At 43.9% G+C, this 21,054-nt stretch carries 18 protein-coding genes; 10 read left to right on the top strand and 8 right to left on the bottom strand.

Annotation, left to right across the window (positions count from 1 at the left end):
- The first annotated feature begins 137 nt into the window (after positions 1-137).
- Positions 138-1,481 carry a DUF5723 family protein gene (locus tag G9Q97_RS14935; protein ID WP_166148198.1) on the top strand — a complete coding sequence of 448 codons (1,344 nt, stop codon included), beginning with the start codon at positions 138-140 and terminating at the stop codon, positions 1,479-1,481.
- Here the strand turns inward: G9Q97_RS14935 and G9Q97_RS25395 are convergent.
- Positions 1,442-1,600, bottom strand: coding sequence for a DUF2256 domain-containing protein (locus tag G9Q97_RS25395; RefSeq protein WP_166148200.1), 159 nt, complete (start codon positions 1,598-1,600; stop codon positions 1,442-1,444). The genes G9Q97_RS14935 and G9Q97_RS25395 overlap by 40 nt on opposite strands.
- A gap of 347 nt (positions 1,601-1,947) precedes the next feature.
- Between G9Q97_RS25395 and G9Q97_RS14945 the strand changes: the two genes are divergently transcribed.
- The 7 genes from G9Q97_RS14945 to G9Q97_RS14975 all read left to right on the top strand — a co-directional run bounded on the left by G9Q97_RS14945 (position 1,948) and on the right by G9Q97_RS14975 (position 9,804).
- Positions 1,948-3,465 carry a DUF4301 family protein gene (locus G9Q97_RS14945; protein WP_166148202.1) on the top strand — a complete coding sequence of 506 codons (1,518 nt, stop codon included), beginning with the start codon at positions 1,948-1,950 and terminating at the stop codon, positions 3,463-3,465.
- A gap of 54 nt (positions 3,466-3,519) precedes the next feature.
- Complete coding sequence (locus G9Q97_RS14950) at positions 3,520-4,284, top strand: 3-keto-disaccharide hydrolase (protein WP_246255728.1); 765 nt, start codon at positions 3,520-3,522, stop codon at positions 4,282-4,284.
- A gap of 155 nt (positions 4,285-4,439) precedes the next feature.
- Positions 4,440-4,628 carry a hypothetical protein gene (locus G9Q97_RS24800; RefSeq protein WP_166148204.1) on the top strand — a complete coding sequence of 63 codons (189 nt, stop codon included), beginning with the start codon at positions 4,440-4,442 and terminating at the stop codon, positions 4,626-4,628.
- A 127-nt stretch (positions 4,629-4,755) separates the two neighbouring features.
- On the top strand, positions 4,756-7,848 hold the full coding sequence (locus G9Q97_RS14960; RefSeq protein WP_166148206.1) for a PVC-type heme-binding CxxCH protein: 3,093 nt from the start codon (positions 4,756-4,758) through the stop codon (positions 7,846-7,848).
- 1 nt (position 7,849) lies between these two features.
- On the top strand, positions 7,850-9,046 hold the full coding sequence (locus G9Q97_RS14965; protein ID WP_246255703.1) for an FG-GAP repeat domain-containing protein: 1,197 nt from the start codon (positions 7,850-7,852) through the stop codon (positions 9,044-9,046).
- A 226-nt stretch (positions 9,047-9,272) separates the two neighbouring features.
- Complete coding sequence (locus tag G9Q97_RS14970) at positions 9,273-9,482, top strand: hypothetical protein (protein WP_166148208.1); 210 nt, start codon at positions 9,273-9,275, stop codon at positions 9,480-9,482.
- Complete coding sequence (locus G9Q97_RS14975) at positions 9,472-9,804, top strand: type II toxin-antitoxin system RelE family toxin (RefSeq protein ID WP_166148210.1); 333 nt, start codon at positions 9,472-9,474, stop codon at positions 9,802-9,804. Before G9Q97_RS14970 ends, G9Q97_RS14975 begins: the two co-directional genes overlap by 11 nt.
- A 544-nt stretch (positions 9,805-10,348) precedes the next feature.
- Here the strand turns inward: G9Q97_RS14975 and G9Q97_RS14980 are convergent.
- The 3 genes from G9Q97_RS14980 to G9Q97_RS14990 all read right to left on the bottom strand — a co-directional run bounded on the left by G9Q97_RS14980 (position 10,349) and on the right by G9Q97_RS14990 (position 13,781).
- On the bottom strand, positions 10,349-11,899 hold the full coding sequence (locus G9Q97_RS14980; protein WP_166148212.1) for a sulfatase family protein: 1,551 nt from the start codon (positions 11,897-11,899) through the stop codon (positions 10,349-10,351).
- Between the two features lie 125 nt (positions 11,900-12,024).
- Positions 12,025-12,234, bottom strand: coding sequence for a hypothetical protein (locus G9Q97_RS14985; protein WP_187357727.1), 210 nt, complete (start codon positions 12,232-12,234; stop codon positions 12,025-12,027).
- Between the two features lie 134 nt (positions 12,235-12,368).
- Positions 12,369-13,781: a Gfo/Idh/MocA family protein gene (locus G9Q97_RS14990; RefSeq protein WP_166148213.1), complete on the bottom strand. Its 1,413-nt coding sequence runs from the start codon at positions 13,779-13,781 to the stop codon at positions 12,369-12,371.
- A gap of 196 nt (positions 13,782-13,977) precedes the next feature.
- Between G9Q97_RS14990 and G9Q97_RS14995 the strand changes: the two genes are divergently transcribed.
- Both G9Q97_RS14995 and G9Q97_RS15000 read left to right on the top strand, forming a co-directional pair.
- The gene (locus tag G9Q97_RS14995; RefSeq protein WP_166148215.1) at positions 13,978-15,063 is read left to right on the top strand and encodes a hypothetical protein; all 1,086 of its coding nucleotides are present in this window, start codon (positions 13,978-13,980) and stop codon (positions 15,061-15,063) included.
- 68 nt (positions 15,064-15,131) lie between these two features.
- Positions 15,132-15,947 (top strand): 3-keto-disaccharide hydrolase, encoded by an 816-nt coding sequence (locus tag G9Q97_RS15000; protein WP_166148216.1) that lies wholly within the window; start codon positions 15,132-15,134, stop codon positions 15,945-15,947.
- Between the two features lie 38 nt (positions 15,948-15,985).
- Here the strand turns inward: G9Q97_RS15000 and G9Q97_RS15005 are convergent, their stop codons facing one another.
- From G9Q97_RS15005 to G9Q97_RS15020, 4 genes are all read right to left on the bottom strand, one after another.
- Positions 15,986-17,356 (bottom strand): D-arabinono-1,4-lactone oxidase, encoded by a 1,371-nt coding sequence (locus G9Q97_RS15005; protein ID WP_166148218.1) that lies wholly within the window; start codon positions 17,354-17,356, stop codon positions 15,986-15,988.
- 14 nt (positions 17,357-17,370) lie between these two features.
- Positions 17,371-18,789, bottom strand: coding sequence for a Glu/Leu/Phe/Val family dehydrogenase (locus G9Q97_RS15010; RefSeq protein WP_166148219.1), 1,419 nt, complete (start codon positions 18,787-18,789; stop codon positions 17,371-17,373).
- Between the two features lie 92 nt (positions 18,790-18,881).
- Positions 18,882-20,345, bottom strand: a complete 1,464-nt coding sequence (locus tag G9Q97_RS15015) for a sulfatase family protein (RefSeq protein WP_166148221.1) — start codon at positions 20,343-20,345, stop codon at positions 18,882-18,884.
- A 176-nt stretch (positions 20,346-20,521) separates the two neighbouring features.
- Positions 20,522-20,947, bottom strand: coding sequence for a response regulator (locus G9Q97_RS15020; RefSeq protein ID WP_166148222.1), 426 nt, complete (start codon positions 20,945-20,947; stop codon positions 20,522-20,524).
- Between the last annotated feature and the right edge of the window lie 107 nt (positions 20,948-21,054).

Genomic DNA, 21,054 nt, shown 5'->3' on the forward strand with positions numbered 1-21,054 from the left:
TCATTCAAAACCAAAAGCAAGTTCAAGTGAGATCAAATTACGCTATTTTTTCTTCAAAATTTATCACTAATTCCCCTAAAATAATTATTTTTGTAAAATTTTTGACATCTGTAAAAGCTTTCAATCAGCAGTAAAACATGAAAAAAGCGGCACTCATTTACTTTTTATTTATCACAATGTTACCCGTGCTGGGTCAACAGGGATTTTATGGAATTCAAAACAGCCAGCGCAAGGGTATGGTCAATGCTTTGATGAATCCGGCGGAATTAAACAACCTTTCAAAAAAAGTGGAAGTGACTTTTTTCTCTGCTGATGCGTCTTTAAGCAACAACGTTCTATCCTATCAGGATATTTTGGATGATCCCGACCAATGGGAAACCATCTTTCAAAATATCTCAGAACCAGTTAACCTAAGAACGGATTTTTCAATTATGGGTCCATCTGTTGGCCTTCGGATAGACAAATGGTCGTTTGGATTCACTTCTCAGTTAAAAGGTAAGGCAGATATCATTGATTTCAACCCCGATCTGGGCGATGCAATAGTGACAGAGAGTATTTCGGGAAACAACAGCCAAACCGTACTGAATATACCATATAACCAACGCCTCAATACAATAGGATGGATGGAGTTGGGATTAATGGTAGGAACCAGCCTGATAGACAATGATTTACACGCACTATCGATTGGGGGTCACTTTAAAGCCCTGTTTCCCGGCACCTACGCCAATTTGGGATTGGATGAAATCCAGGCCACTCTGGTGAGTGAATCCGACCAAATCAGTCTGACGAATGCCACTGGAGCCCTAAATTTGTCTTATGACGAAAGGTGGGACAGCAACAATGGCAATGCCTTTGATCAAAACCTATGGCAGGGCCTTTCGCCAAACGGTTTTGCCATGGATCTGGGGGTAAATTACCAGTTAAGAACATTTGGGAGAACTTTTCTCAATACGGGGCTATCCATAAAAAACCTCGGAAGCATGACCGCCCCACAGGATCAAATAACACGCAATTATTCCATGAACATTCCCCAGAATGAATTCTTTAGAATTGATAATTTAGAGGGAGATGTGGCTGACATTGAACAGCAATTGATTGACAGCGGGTATTTTACCATTGACAGGGAGAGCTCTCTTACCAAGATCAACTTACCCCAACTTCTGGCAGCCTATGTAGAATTTAGCCCTGTAAAGCAATTTCAGGTATCTCTTTATGCGCAAAAAAGAATGGCAAATGAAAATGGGAACCAGCAATTAAGCGGTCCTGATCTGCTTGTATTGACCCCAAGATTGATATTGGGCAAACTGGAAATATATTCCCCCTGGATGCAACATCAGGTTGCGGGCCTGACTGGAGGGTTTGGTTTGCAATATGGTGGCTTTTTTGTGGGTAGCCATTCCTTGGTTACAGGCTTAATTGCCGACAGTAACCGGGCAGATGTTCATGCTGGATTATCCTGGGGCTTTGGCCGCAATGATTGACACTTTTTGGAGCAATATTTCACCTGTTCCCAGTCTTTTTTCCACTTTTTTCTCCAGGTAAAAGGCCGGCCACAAACCAGGCAGGATTTTTCGGGTTTTGGTTTTTTGTTGGTACTCATATGAGAATCTTAGCTCCTTCTCCTAGTATTATTTTCTATAATCTTTAACCTTTCCTCTCAATCGTTCTGTCATTTTTCAAAGATATCACGGCAGGCTCAGGTTTTTTCACCCTGCAGATACAGGTCAGAAAAATAGATCCTACAGCTACTCAAAATCAAATGCAGTTAAAAATGTTTATCTTTTCTTGTTTTTATCTGAATTAAGCTGGTATAAATGACCAAAATAGAGGTTTATTAAGTACCAAATTAGTTGCCCTGAGAGATTTTATCCTCAATATATTGGGCCTTTGACGAATGGATTTGCTATATTGGAAAGTCATTAAAACCTTTAATACATTTTTCAATCCATGTTAACCAAAGATCAAAAGCAACAAATCGAGAAACAAGGCATGCCCCTGGAAGTAGTGGAAGAGCAAATTAACAACTTTGAATCCGGCTTCCCCTTTCTGGACATCCAAAAAGCTGCTCAAATAGGTGATGGCATCATCGAACTAAATGAGACAAGCCTGCAAAAAGCCATGGATGATTACCAGGCCAAATCCGGTGAGATGGTAATTGTTAAATTTGTCCCGGCCAGCGGGGCGGCCAGCAGAATGTTTAAAAACCTTTTTTCCTTTCTGGAAAAAAAGGATACATCCCTGGATAAGGATGATTTTGTTAAAAAATTCATCTCTGAAATCAAATCATTCGCCTTTTATGAGGATTTGGATCAAAGCCTGAAGAACGCCGGCAGCAGCCTGAAGGAAGCCCTGGGAAACAAGGAATATTCCACCATCATTGCACATCTGCTGGAGGACAAAGGTCTGGGTTATGGTAATTTACCCAAAGGTTTACTAAAGTTTCACAACTATCCAGATGGAAGCCGGACACCAGTAGAAGAACATTTTGTGGAAGGAGCACAATATGGTATAGGTAAAGGCAAAACCGTTCGACTTCACTTCACTGTTTCTCCCGAGCACCAAAAGAAATTTGAGGAAAAAGTAGCGACAGTAAAGTCCGCAATGGAAAGTAAATTTGGTGTCCATTTTCACATCAGCTTTTCTCAACAAAAGAAGTCTACGGACACCATTGCCGTGGATTTGGAGAACAAGCCTTTTATGGAAGAAGATGGATCGATCCTCTTCAGACCAGCCGGCCATGGTGCCTTATTGGAAAACCTCAATGACATAGATGCGGATTTGGTTTTTATCAAGAATATAGACAATGTTGTTCCAGATCGGCTAAAAGACACCACCACTACCTATAAAAAAGCGATTGGAGGCATACTCTTGCATGCCCAGGAAAAGGCCTTCAAAGCACTCAAAGACCTGGATTTGGCCGTAGACGAAGTTACCGTTGAAAGGGCTTCCAAAGTATTCACCGGGGTAATTGGCGGCAAACTCTCCCCCTCCTTCGCTTCAAAAACACTGCAGGAAAGAGCAGCGCATTTAAGAAAAAAACTCAATCGTCCTATCAGGGTTTGTGGAATGGTAGAAAATACGGGAGAGCCAGGTGGAGGGCCTTTTTGGGTAAAAGAAGCAGACGGGTCCTTTTCCCTGCAAATCGCTGAAACCGCGCAGCTTGACCTCAACAATGCCGCACAGGAGAAAATTTTCAAATCCTCTACCCACTTTAACCCTACCGATTTGGTCTGTGGCATTAAAGACTATAAGGGAAATGCATTTAATCTGATGGATTTCAGGGATCCAAAAACCGGATTTATCACACAAAAATCAAAAAGTGGAAGGGACTTAAAAGCCCAGGAATTACCGGGCCTTTGGAATGGTTCTATGGCCAATTGGAATTCCATATTTGTGGAAGTGCCTCTGATTACCTTTAATCCTGTTAAAACAATCAATGACTTGTTAAGGGATGTGCATCAATAATTTATGCATTCCTACTTTTCCCATAGTATTATTCAAAAAGCTACCATGACTTATATGATCAAATCTTTTCCCCTGCTTTTGTTGGCGGTGTTAATCAACTTGCCTTCCTGGGCCCAAATCGGAGTGGGTGCGGAAGCCCCAAAAGGTGCTGACCAGCTCTTTAACGGTAAAAAGCGGTCCCTTCATAAAAACTGGACCTATTGGGAAGGACCCAGGTTGGCCGCAGAACTCCCCATCAAATGGGAAATTGTCCCGGATCCAGTGGACAAAGGCACTGCTGTGAGTTCCAATGATCCCGCAGGTGCAGGTGGTAAATATGGAGCGGCAGATATCGTTTCCAAGCAGAAATTCACTGATTTCAGGCTTCATGTGGAGTTCTTGATCAAAGAGGAAGGGGGAAATAGTGGCGTATACCTGCAAAACCGTTATGAAATTCAGATTCTGGATGGTGACAGTACAGACCACGGAATGGCCGCCATTATCAATGAAAAAGCAGCCCCCTACAGGGTTTATAACGGCGTCGGAAAATGGAATGCTTACGATATTCGCTTTCGGGCCGCCCGGTTTGATGATAGCGGAAATCTATCTGAAAAGGCCATGACCACCATTTACTTCAATGGAGAAAAAATCCATGAAAACGAATCTATCTCACAAGTATGGGGAGGAGCCAATTCCGGTCTGGACGGGGGTAGGGATGGTGGAAAAGGCATTACCAACCGCCCTGGTGGAATAAAGCTGCAGGCAGAGGGACATGAAGTCTTATTCCGGAATATCTGGGTTCAAAGGTTAAATCTGGAAGAACCGGATACTGATTTTTAGTAGGTGCCGATATGGGTACAGTGGCAAGTTGCACAGTTTTATTGTATGTCAAGTTTGATATGTAAACAAAAAGGTTTGCGCCCATCTACCAGGTGGACTTTGGGATATCGGAAACATTGGCAGTATTTTTGAGAATTAAGTTTTAAAAAATTATTATGAATTTTAAACGCATATTTGGACCCTTATTGACCATACTGGGATTAGGCGCATTGGTTTACGGGTCCTACCTTTTTTTAGTACCTGAAGGTGCTGACTGGAAAACCATTTTGGTCCTCTTCGTTTTGGGCTTTGTATTTTTTAGTTCAGGATTAGGCCTTTTAAAAACAACAAAAGACAGGAGTTAGCGACAACTAAAGCAGGAAAAAGTTTATTTTTCTTTACCAATAATAAAAAGGAAATACCGGTTAGTTGTATGTTTGAGGAATAAAGCTTATGTTGAAAGGATTATTACCTTTTTCTCAGCATTGCAAAATGAAAACCCAAAAATTACCTATAATAGGATTGCTGTTGGTACTATATGCCTGCCAGCAACCCAAACCAGCCCCGTCAACTGTGGAACTTCCCCGGGAACAGGCTTCTACCTATGTAGAAGAAAGTCCGGATCCCATATATGCCGAGCATGTCAGGACCACAGAATTCCAAAGTCCCGAGGAGGAGAAAGCTGATTTCATCCTTCCTCCTGGCTTTGAAGTTACCCTATTTGCTTCTGAGCCTGACATCAGTAAACCCATTAATATGGCTTTTGACGAGAAAGGCAGGCTTTGGGTAAGTCAGTCATCGGAATATCCCATCAAAGCAGGGGAAGGAGAGGGAAGCGACCGAATAAGCATTTTGGAAGACAGCAACGGGGATGGAAAAGCGGACAAGATCACTCATTTCGCTGATGACCTGAATATTCCCATCGGAGTCCAGCCAATAAAAGGAGGGGCAATCGGATTCAGTATACCCAACATTTACCGGTTCTATGATTTGGATGGGGATGACCGTGCAGATAAAAGGGAGGTCCTGCTGGGTCCTTTCGAAACCAAAGATACCCATGGCATGGTCAATAACCTTTTCAGGGGCCTGGATGGTTGGATACATGCCTCTCATGGCTTCAGCAATGTTTCTACCGTTGCCGGCAATGATGGAGATTCCATCCGAATGGTATCGGGGAATACCTTCCGGTTTACAGCAGATGGTAGCCGGGTAGAAAAAACCAGCGATGGTAGAATCAATCCCTTCGGGTCTGATCTGGACGAATTGGGCTACCATTATTCTGCAGATTGCCATACCCTGCCTATTTATCAGCTGATCAGGGATGGGAATTATACCCAATGGGGCAAAAAGGAACCAAACCTGGGATTTGCCCCCACCATGATGGACTACGGACTCAATTCCACCGCTCTGTCAGGTCTTGTTTATTATACTGACAATCAATTTCCGGAAGCCTACCAAAACAGCTTTTACTCTGGTGATGTAGTCACTTGCAGGATCAGTAGATCTACCATGAGTTTTAACGGGTCCAGTCCAAAAGCTACCAGACAAGCTGATTTTTTGGTCAGCAAGGACCCCTGGTTCCGGCCTGTGGATATTAAGGTAGGTCCTGACGGAGCACTTTACATCGCTGATTTTTACAACAGCATCATCGGCCATTATGAGGTGCCACTGGATCATCCCGAAAGAGACCGAAACAGCGGAAGAATTTGGAAAATTACCTATAATGGACAGGAAAAAGAAGTCATCGACTGGTCTCAGGCAAGCATGGCAAGATTAATCGAAGCTTTGAAAGACAGGGTATTACACACAAGAATGGTGGCTACAGATGAGCTGGTGGACAGGTACGGAAAGGAAGCCCTGCCTGCCATTCAGAAAGTTGTCAATCATAAGAAAACACCATCGAGACAATTGGTTCAGGGATTATGGGCACTTCACCGGTTAGAGGAACTGGATGGAGAGAACCTGGAAAAAGCCCTGCAACACCCGGATTTATTGGTGAGGATTCATGCACACCGAATTCTTGGCGACCGCCGGGAGTTCAGTCCCCAACATTTTGAATGGACCCGAAACGGATTGGAAGATAATCAGGCACATATCAGAAGGGTGGCAGCCGAAAACCTGATCATACACCATGACCCGGCCATGGTCCGGCCCATAATGAGCAGCCTGCTCCAAACCAACGATCAGGACAGTCACTTAAAGTATGCGCTAAAACATGCCCTGTTCAGACATGCCCAGCAGCCGGAGATCGCCACAGTGCTGGCTGGTGAATCATGGACCGAACAGGAAGCAGATATGATAGCACTGGTTTTTTCAGATGTGCAATCCCGAATAGCAGGGGAGTATTTGTTGCGCTACCTGCAAAACCAAACCCCTGCTGAAAAGCGGGTTCTGCCCTACCTCACAGCCATTGCAGGTAATCTTCCAGCCTCGAGAATGGAAATGGTCGTTCATCTGGCCCAAAAATTAAATGGTGATGGCATATTCGACTACCAGAAAGCAAAAGCCCTGAACCAGGGTTTAACCCTTCAGGGGATGGATTGGCCTGAACCCATCAAAAACTGGAATCTAACCCTAAGCGATAAAATACTCCGTGATTTAACGGACAAATCCAACAACTGGTCTGAATCAGAAATTGATCAATTGAATTTCGCCACTGAAATTTCCAGGCAGCTGCGAATAAAATCCCACATTCCTCACCTTCAATCACTGGTCGATAAAAATTATCTGGACGAAAATGTCCGCATTGCCGCCGCCAGAGCCTTGATGGAAACCGAACCCGACAGCCAGGCCAGCTTTCTGCAGAAAAGCCTGTACAATATTGAAAACACCTTGAGTTTTCGCCAAAAAATAGCCGCAGCCCTGAGTATTGATCAAAGCCAACAAACCAGGGAATTGCTGGGCGAGGGAATGAACAATGCTCCTCAGGAATTACAGGAAACCATCGCCGCCCTACTTGCTAGCAACAGGGAAGGGAAAAGTGAATTGATAGCCATTATAAGAGCGGGAAAAGCCCCTGCCAGGATCTTAAAACAAAGAACGGTAGAAGAAAATTACCTGGCCAATGCCTCGGAGGAGCAAATTGAAGCCTACCAACTACTTACGGAAAATTTATTGCCGGTCAGCGAAGAAAGGCAAGGACTGATTGCAGAACGTGTTGAAAATTTTGAGGCAGATGAGCAGCAGGTACTCTCCGGAAGGGCATTGTACGAGCAGCATTGCAGCATGTGCCACCGGATTGAAGAAGGCGGAGCCATGATCGGACCCCAGCTAGACGGTATTGGCAACTGGGGACTGACCGCCCTGGCGACCAAAGTATTGGATCCCAACCGAAACATTTCCGAGAACTTCCGGACTTATACCTTGAAACTCAAAAATGGGCAAACTCGCTCCGGTCTCTTCAGACGGGAGGAAGGGCAGGTAATCGTGATGGCAGACCAGAGCGGGCAGGAATTTTCCGTTGCTAAAAACGACATTGCCGAACAAACCGCTTCTACCATTACCCTGATGCCCGATTATTTCAGCAGCACATTGAATCAGGAGCAGTTCAACGATTTAATGAATTACCTACTTAGCCTTAGATAAGATGTTGTACCAAATCTCCTTTAATGCCAAATTTCCGACTGCTTTCATCATCCTGATGGGAAGCCTCTGGTCATGCCCCTGCCTTGCGCAGCAAACCCTATCCGGTGCGCCTGCCGCTTCTATTTCATTTAAAAAGCATACCCTTAGCACTACCTTCCTGGCAGAAGGAGCAGCCATAGGAGATGTCAATCAGGATGGATTGATGGATGTAATGGCCGGGGCCTATTGGTTTGAGGCACCGGATTGGACCGCACACGAACTGGAAGAGCCACAGGAATTCCAGTACGACAAAGGTTACAGCAATGCCTTTATCAGTTATGGCATGGATGTCAATCAGGACGGATGGGTTGATTTTGTCCGCATTGGCTTTCCCGGAAAAGAGGTACAATGGTTTGAAAATCCAAAAAACAAACCCGGGCACTGGCCGGTACACCTGATCTCTGAATCCCTTGGCAACGAGTCGGCCGGCTTTTTCGATATGGACAAGGATGGCGTCAAAGATCTTGTAGGCAGCATTCCGGAGACGGGAGAAATGGTCTGGTTTAAGGCCCCGACCCGCCCGGATGATCTGGAATGGAAAAAATACCCGATCAGTGAAAAGGAAAGTCCGGGAACTGCCCAATTTTCCCACGGTCTCGGGATGGGAGATATCAATGGGGATGGGAGAAAGGACCTGATCATCACCGGGGGCTGGTGGGAAGCTCCCGCAGATCCTTCCAAAGGTCCCTGGGAATTTCATGCTGCTAATCTGGGGGAGCCTGCAGCACAAATGTACGTGCACGATTTTAACGAAAACGGCCTTCCGGATGTGGTCTCTTCATCTGCCCATAAATTGGGTATCTGGTGGCATGAACAGAAAAAATCCGGACAATGGGAAACCCACCTGATTGACGATGCTTTTACCCAAACGCATGGCCTGGAACTGGTCGATATCAATGGCGACGGGTATCCGGACCTGGTTACCGGCAAGCGATACTTTGCCCATATGGGCAATGATCCCGGCGAATACGACACGCCCTATTTATCCTGGTACGAATTTGTTCCGGGACCTAAACCCCAATGGACCCAACATGTAATCGATAAAGACTCAGGTGTTGGGGTACATGTGATTACAGAAGATTTTAATGGCAATGGCCTTATCGATATTGTTGTGGCCAATAAGAAAGGGGTATTTGTATTTGAACAAATCAGGGAGTGAACGGAAGGAGCGCATAAAAGCTGACAGGCTTCAAATTAATCTTTCAGAGGTTGCTTCTGAAGGGCCGCTCATCAAACTGGAACACGATTTCTGTAAAGTGTCCTTGAAAGGCTGACAATTTTTTATTTATTTTTACTTATTGGTGATTATAGTCAATTTTGTAACTTTTGACGATTTTTCAATGTTTCTAAAAGTATGGATATCGAAATGCAAAAAAATAAGGAATATGAAAGTAATAGTCGAAATCCCCGATGACCAGGCAGCTTTTGGAATGAAGGTCCTAAAAAGCCTTGACTTCATAAAAAAGGCAAAACCCATGTCGATTGCCGCCGCCGAGCTTTGGGAAGACCTCAGGGAGTCTGCCGAACAGGTGCGCCTACATAAGCAGGGAAAACTTGAACTGAAATCAGCCCAGGACCTTTTGGATGAGTTATAATATTATCCCCACCCATCGATTTGAGAAAGAACTGAAGAGGCTGGCCAAAAAATTCCCCTCGCTGAAAAGTGAATTTGCTGGAATGATAGCTGACATTTCCCAAAATCCCGAAAGGGGTACTTTTATCGGAAATGGTTGCTATAAAATTCCCCTGGCTATTTCTTCCAAAGGTAAAGGTAAAAGAGGCGGCGCAAGAGTGGTTACTCATTTGTACATAGCTACCGAAACGGTTTACCTCCTTACCATTTACGACAAAGGCGAAAAAGCTGACCTAAAACCCAATGAACTAAAAGAGATGATTGAAAGTTTGGAACTAGATTAGTAAAATGCCAGAGCTTGTGAGACTTTTCTTTTAAATTATAGCTCTAACTTTTAGGATGTCAACCATACAATCAGCTCCCTAGCTACCGTTATAAATCCTCCTACTATTAGAGCATAAATAAACAGGTTTCTACTAACCTTATAACCGGCATTAAATTTATGGACACCTACTTCATCTCTCCGGATAATCCGAAAGTAGAGATATATGCCCAAAATGAAAATCAATAACCCTATAAAAATCATCATCAATTTTTAACCGCAGTGATGTCTTATTTGGTAAGCCTCTCCCATCGCTGAAAATAGTTTATCAAAATCGAAAATTCAAATGAAAAATGACCAAGCGAGATACGATGAAGAAGTCAAATTAGATACTTTTTTAATCAGTCAAACACGATTTAACACGTTGATCATCTGTATAGTAAGATGTTCTTTATTCAGCCATTACAAATGGCTTATATTGGAGTTCTACTTTAAACGAGGTCAGGAATATATGGGTGTAGAAAATTCTACACCCAGTAAATTTTACACCCAATGAACCAAATATCTTAATTTTGACCGACTATCAGTTCCAGCTGCGATTTAAGCTGTTCTACCACCCGTGGATAATCGGTATACCGGTTCTCTTTTTCATAAGGATCTACTTCTATTCGGTATAACTGTCCGCTGGGACCAGCCTTCTCAGGATCCAGTCTGCCTGGATAGGTAAAGCCTCCCGATCCCAGTCCGTCGATAAATTTCCATTCCTGCGTCCGAATGGCAAACATACCCGAAGAGGAGTGGTGTACCATTTCGGTACGGGATACGAAACCCGTATCTCCCTGCAATACCGGTAAAAAACTGTAGCTGTCTATGGCTGCACTTTCGGGCAATTCATGATCCAGCAGGTCGCCAAAAGTGGCGAAAAGATCGGTCAGACTGACCAGGCCCGGGTAAGTTGCTTTTTCCTTTATGCCTTTCGGCCAGGATATCAGTAGCGGAACCCGGTGGCCTCCATCCCAGACATCGCCTTTCTGGCCCCGGACTCCCCTATTAGAATCGTGCCCATACAATAAAATTTCTTCTTCCGGCCAATAGGCTCCGTTGTCACTGGAAAAAATCAACAGGGTGTTTTCCAGCAATCCCTGGCCTTGGAGCTGCTCCTTTACTTTGGCTACCACCTGATCGATATCCATGACAAAATCTCCGTACAGGCCAGCTCCCGATTTACCCTTATGCTCCTCTGAGGGAAGCCAGGGAGTATGGGGTCCGGTCAACGGCAAATACAAAAAAAACGGGCTGTCTGCCGATTGGCGTTGGATAAAGGCCAAACCCTGTGCGGTAATTTCATTCAGGCAATCTTCCACCCGAAACGAGGGCGCCATCTCCCCCTGACGCCACCACACGCCTTTTTCCCAGTATACGGCCTGATCGTTACTATGCTTTTTGTCCCAGGAAAATTCTGTGTTTTCCTTTCGGATAGGATACACTTCTGTAGTCAGGATCACTTCCGGATCCAGTATCCGGTGATTTTCCAGAAAAACATAGGGGGGAATATCCAGTGATGCCGGGTGGATGTAGGAATAATCAAAGCCAAAATCATTCGGTCCGGCACTAACGGGCTGGCTATAATCCACGTTGGAATGGCCACTTTCAGCATCCAATACGGCGGGCTTACCATCCTTTGTGACCCAATCCAGCCCCAGGTGCCACTTCCCTACAATACCGGTGCGATAACCCGCATTTTTAAGGAATCTGGCCATTGTATGGCGGTTTTCCTGCATCACCAGAGGAGCAAATCCGCTGATGCCCTGTGCCGCTTTGGGTGTCCGGAATGCGTATTCTCCCGTAAGTAAGCCAAACCTGGAAGGTGTACACACTGAGGCACTGGCATGGGCATTGGAAAAGGAAATGCCCTCAGCGACCAGTTGATCCAGGGCAGGCGTTTCAATTTTGGATAGTGGATTCAGGGCCTTGATATCCCCGTACCCCATATCATCGGCAAAAATGATTACAATGTTTGGGGGATCCAATTGCGGATCGAAACCCTGGCCCAACAAATCCGATCCTCGGAAAAGAATCAGCAAAATGAATAGACTTACTCTAAACCAATTTTTCATACTATTTAATTTTAAGGCAGGAAGGTGGACAGTGCAATCAACCTGGCCCTGTCCCCAACTGCATTGTAAAAATGATAGGTAACTCCCCCCAACGAATTACCCATGGTTTATGGATATATCCTTTATCACATGGGTCTGAAGGGGCCACCAGGTCCTACCCCTTCCCAATCCAGCAGTTTTTTGCTTTTGGCCAGCCAGGTTTCGTACCGCTTTCCATCAAAGACGATAGAGGTCATGTACCAATCACCTTCGTACCGGAAAATAGTGGGACTATCCACCATTTTGGTGGTATCCCGGTGCTGAAACACAACTCCGTATTTATAGGGAGTTTTCACCAGTTCGTATACCTACTGCATGGTTTCGGCCGAAACCTCGACGGGAAACTGAGGGGAAGGCTTGCAGCAAACCATTCCCCAGCAGAAAAGCGCAAACAGCAGGGATTGCTGAAAACGATTCATCTGCAAGCCAATTATAGCTTATAATACTCCTCCCATCCTTTTCTTGGAGGAACGCCAGCTAAAAGTTCATTAGCAAGGGCATGGTTGGTTATTTGTTTGGACTCCCTGTCAAACTTCAAATGTGCCTTTAGGCGCTGTGAAAGGACTCCTAGGGTGAATACCTGGCTCAGCGGTCCCGCAATATCAAAGGAAGACCTGCACTTTTCCTCGCCTTTACAAGCTTTCAGGAAATTGGCAAAGTGGTTGGAAGGGCTTTCCATGACTTCGGGAAGCTGAGAGGCCATGTCTTTGGCCTTTTCTTCCGGTATGATGGATAGTGTGCTGCCATGCGATCCGCCCTTAAAGGTGAGGTCTTTCCCATAAATGATTTTTCCCGGATTGAGCTTTGCCGGCTGTAGTTGCCCGTCGCTTGGCGGTGGAATGTTCGGGTCCAATTCGGATACTCCGTATCCTTCCGGTACCGGCGGGATGTTGTTTTGCCCGTCATACCAGGTAATGGTCATCGCCGGCATATCAGCTCTTTTGGGAAATTTGAACTCCAGGGTAGTTTCCATGGGAAAAAAGAAGGTATTGTGACCATCCAATCTGGTAGGAATGATTTCTTCTGGAAGCCCCAAATCGAGAAATTCATGGGCAGTATCCATAATATGCGCCCCCCAATCGCCCAGAGCCCCCATTCCAAAGTCGTACCAACACCTCCATTGCCCATTCACCAGATCCTCATTGTAAGCATGCTCATGTGCCGTGGTGTGCCAGGTATCCCAATCCATCGTATCTGGTATGGGCTGCTTATCCGGAAAAGAAATGATATTGGTATCCCAGCCATGCCATCTTCTCCGGCCATTCATATGGGCCGTCATTTTAGTGACATCCTTAATTATTCCTGCATCTTTCCAGGCCTTAAATTGAAAATAATTGGCTTCGGAATGTCCCTGATTTCCCATTTGGGTTGCCACCTTGTATTTTTTTGCCCCATCCATCATCAACTGCACCTCTTGAAAAGTTCGGGCCATGGGCTTTTCTACATATACATGCTTTCCGAGTGACATGGCCAGCATGGTAATGGGAAAGTGAGAAAAATCAGGTGTGCCGACGCTTATTGCTTCTATATCCTTCCCCATCTTGTCAAACATTTCTCTGAAATATTTGAATCTTGGTACATTGGGAAACATTTTCATGACCTCTTCTGTATGTGGTGCTCCCATATCCACATCACATAGGGCAACAATATTGGCCAGACCAGTATCATGCAGGGATTTGGTGATACTACCACCCCTATGACCTATGCCACAACAGGCAAGGTTAACTTTATCACTAGGTGCCACATATCCCAATGGTTTGCCCATGACAAATGAGGGAATAAGAGAAACACCTGCAGCCCCTAACGCACTGGTTTTTAAGAATTTTCTACGCTTATTATTCATCTTTTATTTATATGGTTATTTCGAAAGCTATTGTTTGAAATCGATTAAAGTTGTTATCATTTTTCCCAATGCAGGAATATCCGGAGTAATCTTTCAGTCATGAATTTAGAAGAAATAAGGAGATTTATAGCAAAAAATTATGCATTACTTTTTATAAAAAGTTTGAATTGGCTATAAATTGCGCTTAAATTTCGGAATGTTTTGTTCCTATAAATTTTTTCCGGTACTGTTTTACGTGGTTTTAGCGGTTGCCTGCGGACCTCGAGTCAGAGACAATGACCTCGCATTCCAACTGATCGTGCAAGACACCCTTTCCATTGATTTTGAGGGAGAAATCCATGCGGGAGATTTTCGGGAAAACCAGGGAATCATCTACAATTACAGGTCTGGAGAATACCTTAAGTTTGACAGTACCGGTAGGGAATTGACCAGAAATTCCTTACCAGCGGAAGGAGAAAATGGATTGTTTTATGTCAATTCAATTAAAATAGTAGACAGTGGCGAGGTTTTAGCCCAGTCAATTAAAGGCGAAATTGGACTTTTGGATAGAGAACTCCGGCTAAAGGAAAAAATGTTTATGCCCTTTCCCAATGGTGCCATGGATTTGAAGAGAAACGTGAGCACTATAGAAAAATGGAACAACAATCTCCTGCTTTTTTATCCTGGCAGGGGCAATAAAAGTCCCTATACTTTGGGGTATTACCGTGACAATTATCTGCTGGAAAAATTGGATCTGAATACCGGTCAAAGCAGCCCATTTCTAAAATTATCCCCCGAAAGCCAATACCAAAAAGACCTTCATTTCGAGCCCCCTACCGCATTGATCAGCGCTTTGGGGGATCAGTTGTATTTTGCTTTCAATAAAGAACCCCTCATCCACCGTTATAACCTGAGAAATGGTGGTGAATGGGAGGCATCCATACCTTTGGATCCGGATCAATTTATCCAAATAAAAGGGCAAAAAATACCTCTGGGAAATGATGGTACCGTTTTGGCGGAGGGGGAGATTACCGGGTTATATGCATTGAAAAATGGCTTTGCCGTGACTTACTTTGAGGGCCTGGAAAATATACCCAATCAGCAATTAACCAAAGCTCCAGCGCAGAGACTAAAGATTTACAGCAATAAAACGGGCTGGGCTTCTCCTGTAGCTTTACCGGCTGAATTGCTGTTTATGCTAAATTTTGAAGGACCCGACCGCCCATTTTACGCCATCGTTAACCCCATCTATACTGGTCAATTAAAAAACCAGATTAAAATCCTTAAATTACATTTACAATAACCAATAGCATTATGGATAAAAGGAATCATTTTCAATCAATAATTTGTATCCTAATAAGTAGCCTTTTGATGGCTTGCTCGCCTGGCACCGAAAAGCAGGAACAGGAAATAGACATCAAGAATGGCTGGAGAAGCCTTTTCAATGGGAAAGACATGGAAAACTGGCGGATAAAAATTTCCAAACATGAACTGGATGAAAACTATGCCAATACTTTCCGTGTGGAAGATGGTTTACTTAAGGTCAGGTACGATGGGTATGAAGCATTTGACCGGCAGTATGGTCATATATTTTATGATGAGTCTTTTTCTCATTACCTCTACAGGGTAGAATACCGCTTTGTAGGAGAACAGGCACCGGAGGGTGAAGGATGGGCATTGCGAAACTCTGGCGTCATGTTACACGGACAGGATCCGGAAACAATGACCAAAGATCAGGATTTCCCCATTTCAATAGAGGGGCAGTTGCTTGGGGGAGATGGTGAAAACCCGAGAACGACCAGTAACCTCTGCACACCTGGCACAAATGTGGTAATGGATAACGAACTTTTTACTCCACATTGCGTCAACTCATCATCCAAAACCTACCATGGTGAGCAATGGGTAGTGGCTGATTTCCTTGTTTTGGGAGATTCGGTCATTCACCATATTCTGGAAAAGGACACGGTACTTACCTATTACCAACCGCAAATGGGTGGAGGAAATGTCAGTAACCATAACCCTGAAGTGAAAAAAGACGGTCAATTGATTTCAGAAGGTTATATTTCACTCCAAAGTGAAAGTCACCCCATTGACTTCAAAAGAGTGGAAATTTTTGACCTTTCTCCTTACCGGGATGATCCAGCCAAACTGGAGGAGGTATTGGAACTATTAAAAGTTGAAGAATAAAAAAAGAGCGGCCTTAAATTTGATTGAGGCCGCTCTTTTTATGTTTTTGACAAAAGATTTTTTTGAAGGAATACATTGACAAATTTTCCTGAAGGATCCATTTCCTTCATCAGGCCTACAAAATCATCCATCCGCTCATATTGCTCATTCAGGTACTTTTGGTCTAGGGTGAACAACTTGCCCCAATGAGGCCTTACCTGAAATGGTTTTAATTGTGCTTCAATTTTCGGCAACAATTTGCGGACATTTTCCCAGTCCGGCTTCCAGGTAAAATGAATGGCTATACTATCCCTGCCATAAGCAGGACTCAACCACAGTTCATCCTTCTTTATAGAACGGATTTCTGAGATCAGCAGAAAAGGATAAATCTCATTCCCCATGGAATAGATGGCATTTATGGCTGCAACAGCCTGACTTCTGGGAACAAAATACTCCGATTGAAGCTCCTCCCCACTACTGGGTGTAAAGTCCATTTTAAAATGGGGAAGCCGCTCGTGCCAGGCTCCCGCAAGCCCCATTTGCGCTGTGCAATTGATAGGAGAAATTTCTTTTATCGGGTGCAGGTGGTCTTGGGCCAAAGAGGCTCCAAGAAAGTTTTCGGGCATGGCATCTTCCTGTCCTATACCCTGCCCCTTCTTCTTGATCCACAATTGATTTACTTTTTCCCCCTCCCAGTCGGTAAATAAACTCACACTGTAGCCGGAAGAAAAAACCGTATCAAACTGTGCATTAAGTTGTTGCAGGGGAAGGTTTTCATAAACAAATTGTCTGACAGTATAGGTTGGTTGAATGCGCAAACGCATCCTGGTCACCACACCCAGAGCACCAAGGTGAACCACCGATGCTTTCAGTTCCTCAGGATTTGAATCCTCACTAAAAAGCCGAATTTCTCCATTGGATTTAATCATTTCCATGGCTGTCACCGCAGTAGACAAATTTCCATTTTGATCACCCGAACCATGGGTTCCTGTGGCACAGGCACCGGCAACTGAAATATGCGGCAATGAGGCCAGGTTATGAAGGGCAAACCCTTGCTGCTGAAGTATTTTGGCCAATACCCCATATTGTACAGCCCCGTTAACCGAGACCGTTTTCCCATCTGCTGAAAGCTGAATGTTTGGATCCAACTTTTCAAGAGAAAGCTGTCTCAGCTGACTGTCTGCAATGCCATTAAAGGAATGTCTGGTCCCCAAAACTTTAATCTTTTCCTGCTGCTTAACAGCTGAAAGTAGCACCCCCTCCTGTTCTGGTTCCTCCAATCTTTGGGTACTGTAGGTAACATTCCCTGCCCAATTGGTCCTCACCGGACCCTGTTGTTTTTTATAAGGTGAATCGCAAGAGATCATAGGAAGTACCCAATTGGCCCCAACAAGAAATGAGGAATTTTTCAGAAACTGTCTTTTTTTCATGGCAGGGTATTCTCTTAAGGAAAAATTCCGAGGTCCATGTAAGAAATGGCTATCCTTTCCAGGGCTACAATAAAGCCAGCGGTTCTAAGATCTTTTATACCCTTTTCTTTTTTCACACCATTCATGTGATGATAGGCTGTAACCATGGTTTCTTCCAGACCAGAGTTCACCAAATCTCTCTCACTTGCACCCCTAACGATCAAATCCTTTTGTTCATCACTAAAAGAATCGCCGGTGGCTTTTTCTATACTTTCTAAAAGGGCTTCATACTTTTTCATGTCATAGCGCTTCTCCAGTTTCCCAAAAGAAACCCTTGAAAGATTCTTCAGCCATTCAAAATAAGATACCGTCACCCCCCCTGCATTCAGGTACATATCTGGTATAATCATGATTCCTTTTTCCAAAAGAATTTTATTGGCATCCTGGGTAACAGGACCGTTTGCAGCTTCTCCAATAATTTTGGCTTGAACTTTATCCGCATTTTCCAGTGTAATCTGGTTCTCCAGAGCTGCAGGTATCAATATGTCACAGGGATAGGTAAGTAAAGAATTACTATCTTCTATAAAGGTGCCTTTAGCATACCCCTTAAACCCTTTGTTTGCAATTTGATAAGCCTTAATCGCATCTACATCGATCCCCTCTTCATTCCAGATTCCTCCATTGTATTCCGCAATTCCAATAATTTTGGCGCCTGCTTCCTCCAGAAATTTGGCAGAATAATAACCCACGTTACCTAGCCCCTGAACGATGATTTTTTTACCTCTGAGACCCACGGTCAAACCCAAAGCATCCATATCTTCTTTTACACTGACCGCTTCACGAATACCGATGAACACACCCATACCGGTAGCCTCCGTTCTTCCATCTATACCATGCTGGGAAAGGGGCTTTCCTGTTACACAACCCTTCGCATTGATAACTTCGGGATTAAAGGCTTCAAATGTATCCACAATCCAGGCCATTTCCCGGCTACCTGTACCATAGTCAGGAGCAGGAACATCAATGGCAGGACCGATGAATTTCTTTTTGATCAACTCTGAAGTATACCTTCGGGTAATTTTTTCCAATTGATCAACATTGTATTTGGTGGGATCAATGGCAACCCCTCCTTTGGCACCTCCATAAGGAATATTGACCAGGGCACATTTATATGTCATCAAAGCCGCAAGCCCTTTAACCTCCTCTTCATTTACAAAGCTGCTGTATCGAATCCCTCCTTTTACGGGCAATTTATGGGTAGAATGCTGCACCCGATAGCCTTCAATAACCTGGTAGCTTCCATCACCATTCCTTAAAGGGAAGTTAAACTTGTAAATACTATTGCATTGCTTGATTTGGTCCAAAAGTCCCGGATGGATATCCATATGACTGGCCGCATGGTCTACTACCTTGCAAACATCCTCAAAAAGACTGTATTCATGCTTTTCTACCATAAAATTATTTTGGTTTAAAATTCCTAAAATCAACAAGCCGAAAAGGCTCAATTCCTGTGCCTAAATCCCCAATATAAGGATTTATTAAGAGATTAACTGTCTTGCGAAGCCAGTCTGCCGGGGGACCGGCGATTTTTCCCTTCCTTATCATTCAAGGCATCTCCCATGTCTTCCCTGGCTTTATCTGCCAATTGCATCATTTCTTTGACAATATCTGGGTTTTCATGGATCAGGTTTGTCTTTTCCGAGACATCATTTTCCAGGTCAAACAAGGCCATCTCCTCCAGTTCAATCATTTCATATTTACCAGGGATTCCATCTGTCGGGGCAACAAAATCATCCGGAAGAGACCGGTACCTGTGTGGAAAAACCAGTTTCCATCTCCCCATAATAACAGCCTGCAATTCGTTTTGGTTGTAATAAATATAGTAGGCATCCTGGGGGGAGCTCGCGTTTTCTTCCACCTTAATTAGGGGCAAAATATTTTTACCATCAATTTTCTTTTCAGGGAGGGCTGCACCTGTAATATGTGCTATGGTGGGCAAAATATCTATGGTCATTGCCACCTGATCCTGTACCTTTCCTTCAGGGATAATACCCGGCCATTTCATGATCGTAGGTACTCGGACACCCCCTTCCCAGGAAGTCCCCTTGCCTTCTCTCAACTCCCCGGGGCTACCTGAATGCCTGCCGTAGGAAAGCCAGGGCCCATTGTCAGAAGTGAAAATCACCAAGGTATTTTCTGCCAGCCCATGGGTTCTCAAAGCTTCCATCACCTGCCCTACAGACCAATCAATTTCCATGATAACATCTCCATAGATCCCATTTTCAGACTTTCCCTTAAATTTTTCTGAAACAAAGAGCGGTACATGCGGCATATTGTGGGCCAGGTATAAAAAGAAAGGTTCATCCTTTTTTCGCTGAATAAAATCTACGGCCTTCTCTGTATACCAGGTTGTCAACTGGCTTTGGTCTACCAAAGTATCAATAACCTTTGTGTTTTCATACAAAGGAAGAGGAGGATAAAAATCGGGTCTTTCCGGATGGTAAGGCCACATATCATTGGAATAAGGTAGCCCGAAAAACTCGTCAAATCCTTGCTCGGTGGGTAAAAATGGATCCATATGTCCCAAATGCCATTTCCCAATGATACTGGTGGCATAGCCCTGGGGTTTCAATATCTCTGCAATGGTTTCCTCGTCCGGATTCAGTCCATGCTGGCTTTGATGGGACAAAGCACCATAAATACCTAATCGATTGGAATAACAACCCGTCAACAGGGAAGCCCTTGAGGCAGAACATACCGCATTGGCCACATGAAAATTGGTAAAAACAGTACCTTCAGCGGCCATTTTATCCAGGTTAGGCGTTTGATAACCCCTGGCCCCAAACACCCCTACGTCAGCATATCCCTGGTCATCGGTAAAAATGAGGACAATGTTTGGTTTGGAGTTATTCTCCTCATCCTGGTTCTGAATTGAACCTTCATTGCAAGCAAAGAATAAAAGGCTGAGCAAACAAACTAAAATACTCCGGTTGGATAATCTTGGCACCATTGGATTGAACGGGTTTACTGGTAAAATTTAATGTTTAAAATTTAGCAATCCAATAGAACTAAACCAAATATGAAGACCACTAAGCAGTAATAAATTCAAAAAAATCAACCAATAATAAACAGAAGCCAGAATTTTCAAGGTTTATCCCATTTGTCTCCATTCTGGAAATTCCGGGCTCAATTAGGCAAACTAACAATGCGCATCCAAAATTGTTCGATGGAGGCAATGGCCTCCAGAAAATCGGATACTTCTACAGGTTTGGTGATAAAACAATTGGCATGATGCTCATAAGAAAGCTCAATGTCTCTTCTGGAAGAAGAAGTAGTTAGCATGATCACCGGAATTTTTCTAAAAATTTGGTGTGATTTCAACTCCTGCAGCACCTCATGTCCACTCTTTTTGGGAAGATTAACATCCAACAAAATTAAATTCGGCGTTGTCTTGCCCTCAAACCCTTTTGTTTTAAAAATAAAATCCAAGGCCTCCTGACCATCTTTTGCCACACTTATTTCACTAATGAATTTGCTATCCTCAAGAGCTTCTGTTGTCAAAAAAACATCTCCTTCATTATCTTCTACCAATAAGATGTGTATTGATTTCATGGGTGATTGGGAATCCAGGTATAGGTCGATTTCTTAAAAGTCTTTCAAATAATTTTTCCAGACAAATTGGAAACATCATCTCGTATTTTGACTGCAAATAAAGAGCA

The sequence above is a fragment of the Cyclobacterium plantarum genome, from assembly GCF_011290685.1.
In the GTDB taxonomy this organism is placed as follows: domain Bacteria; phylum Bacteroidota; class Bacteroidia; order Cytophagales; family Cyclobacteriaceae; genus Cyclobacterium; species Cyclobacterium plantarum.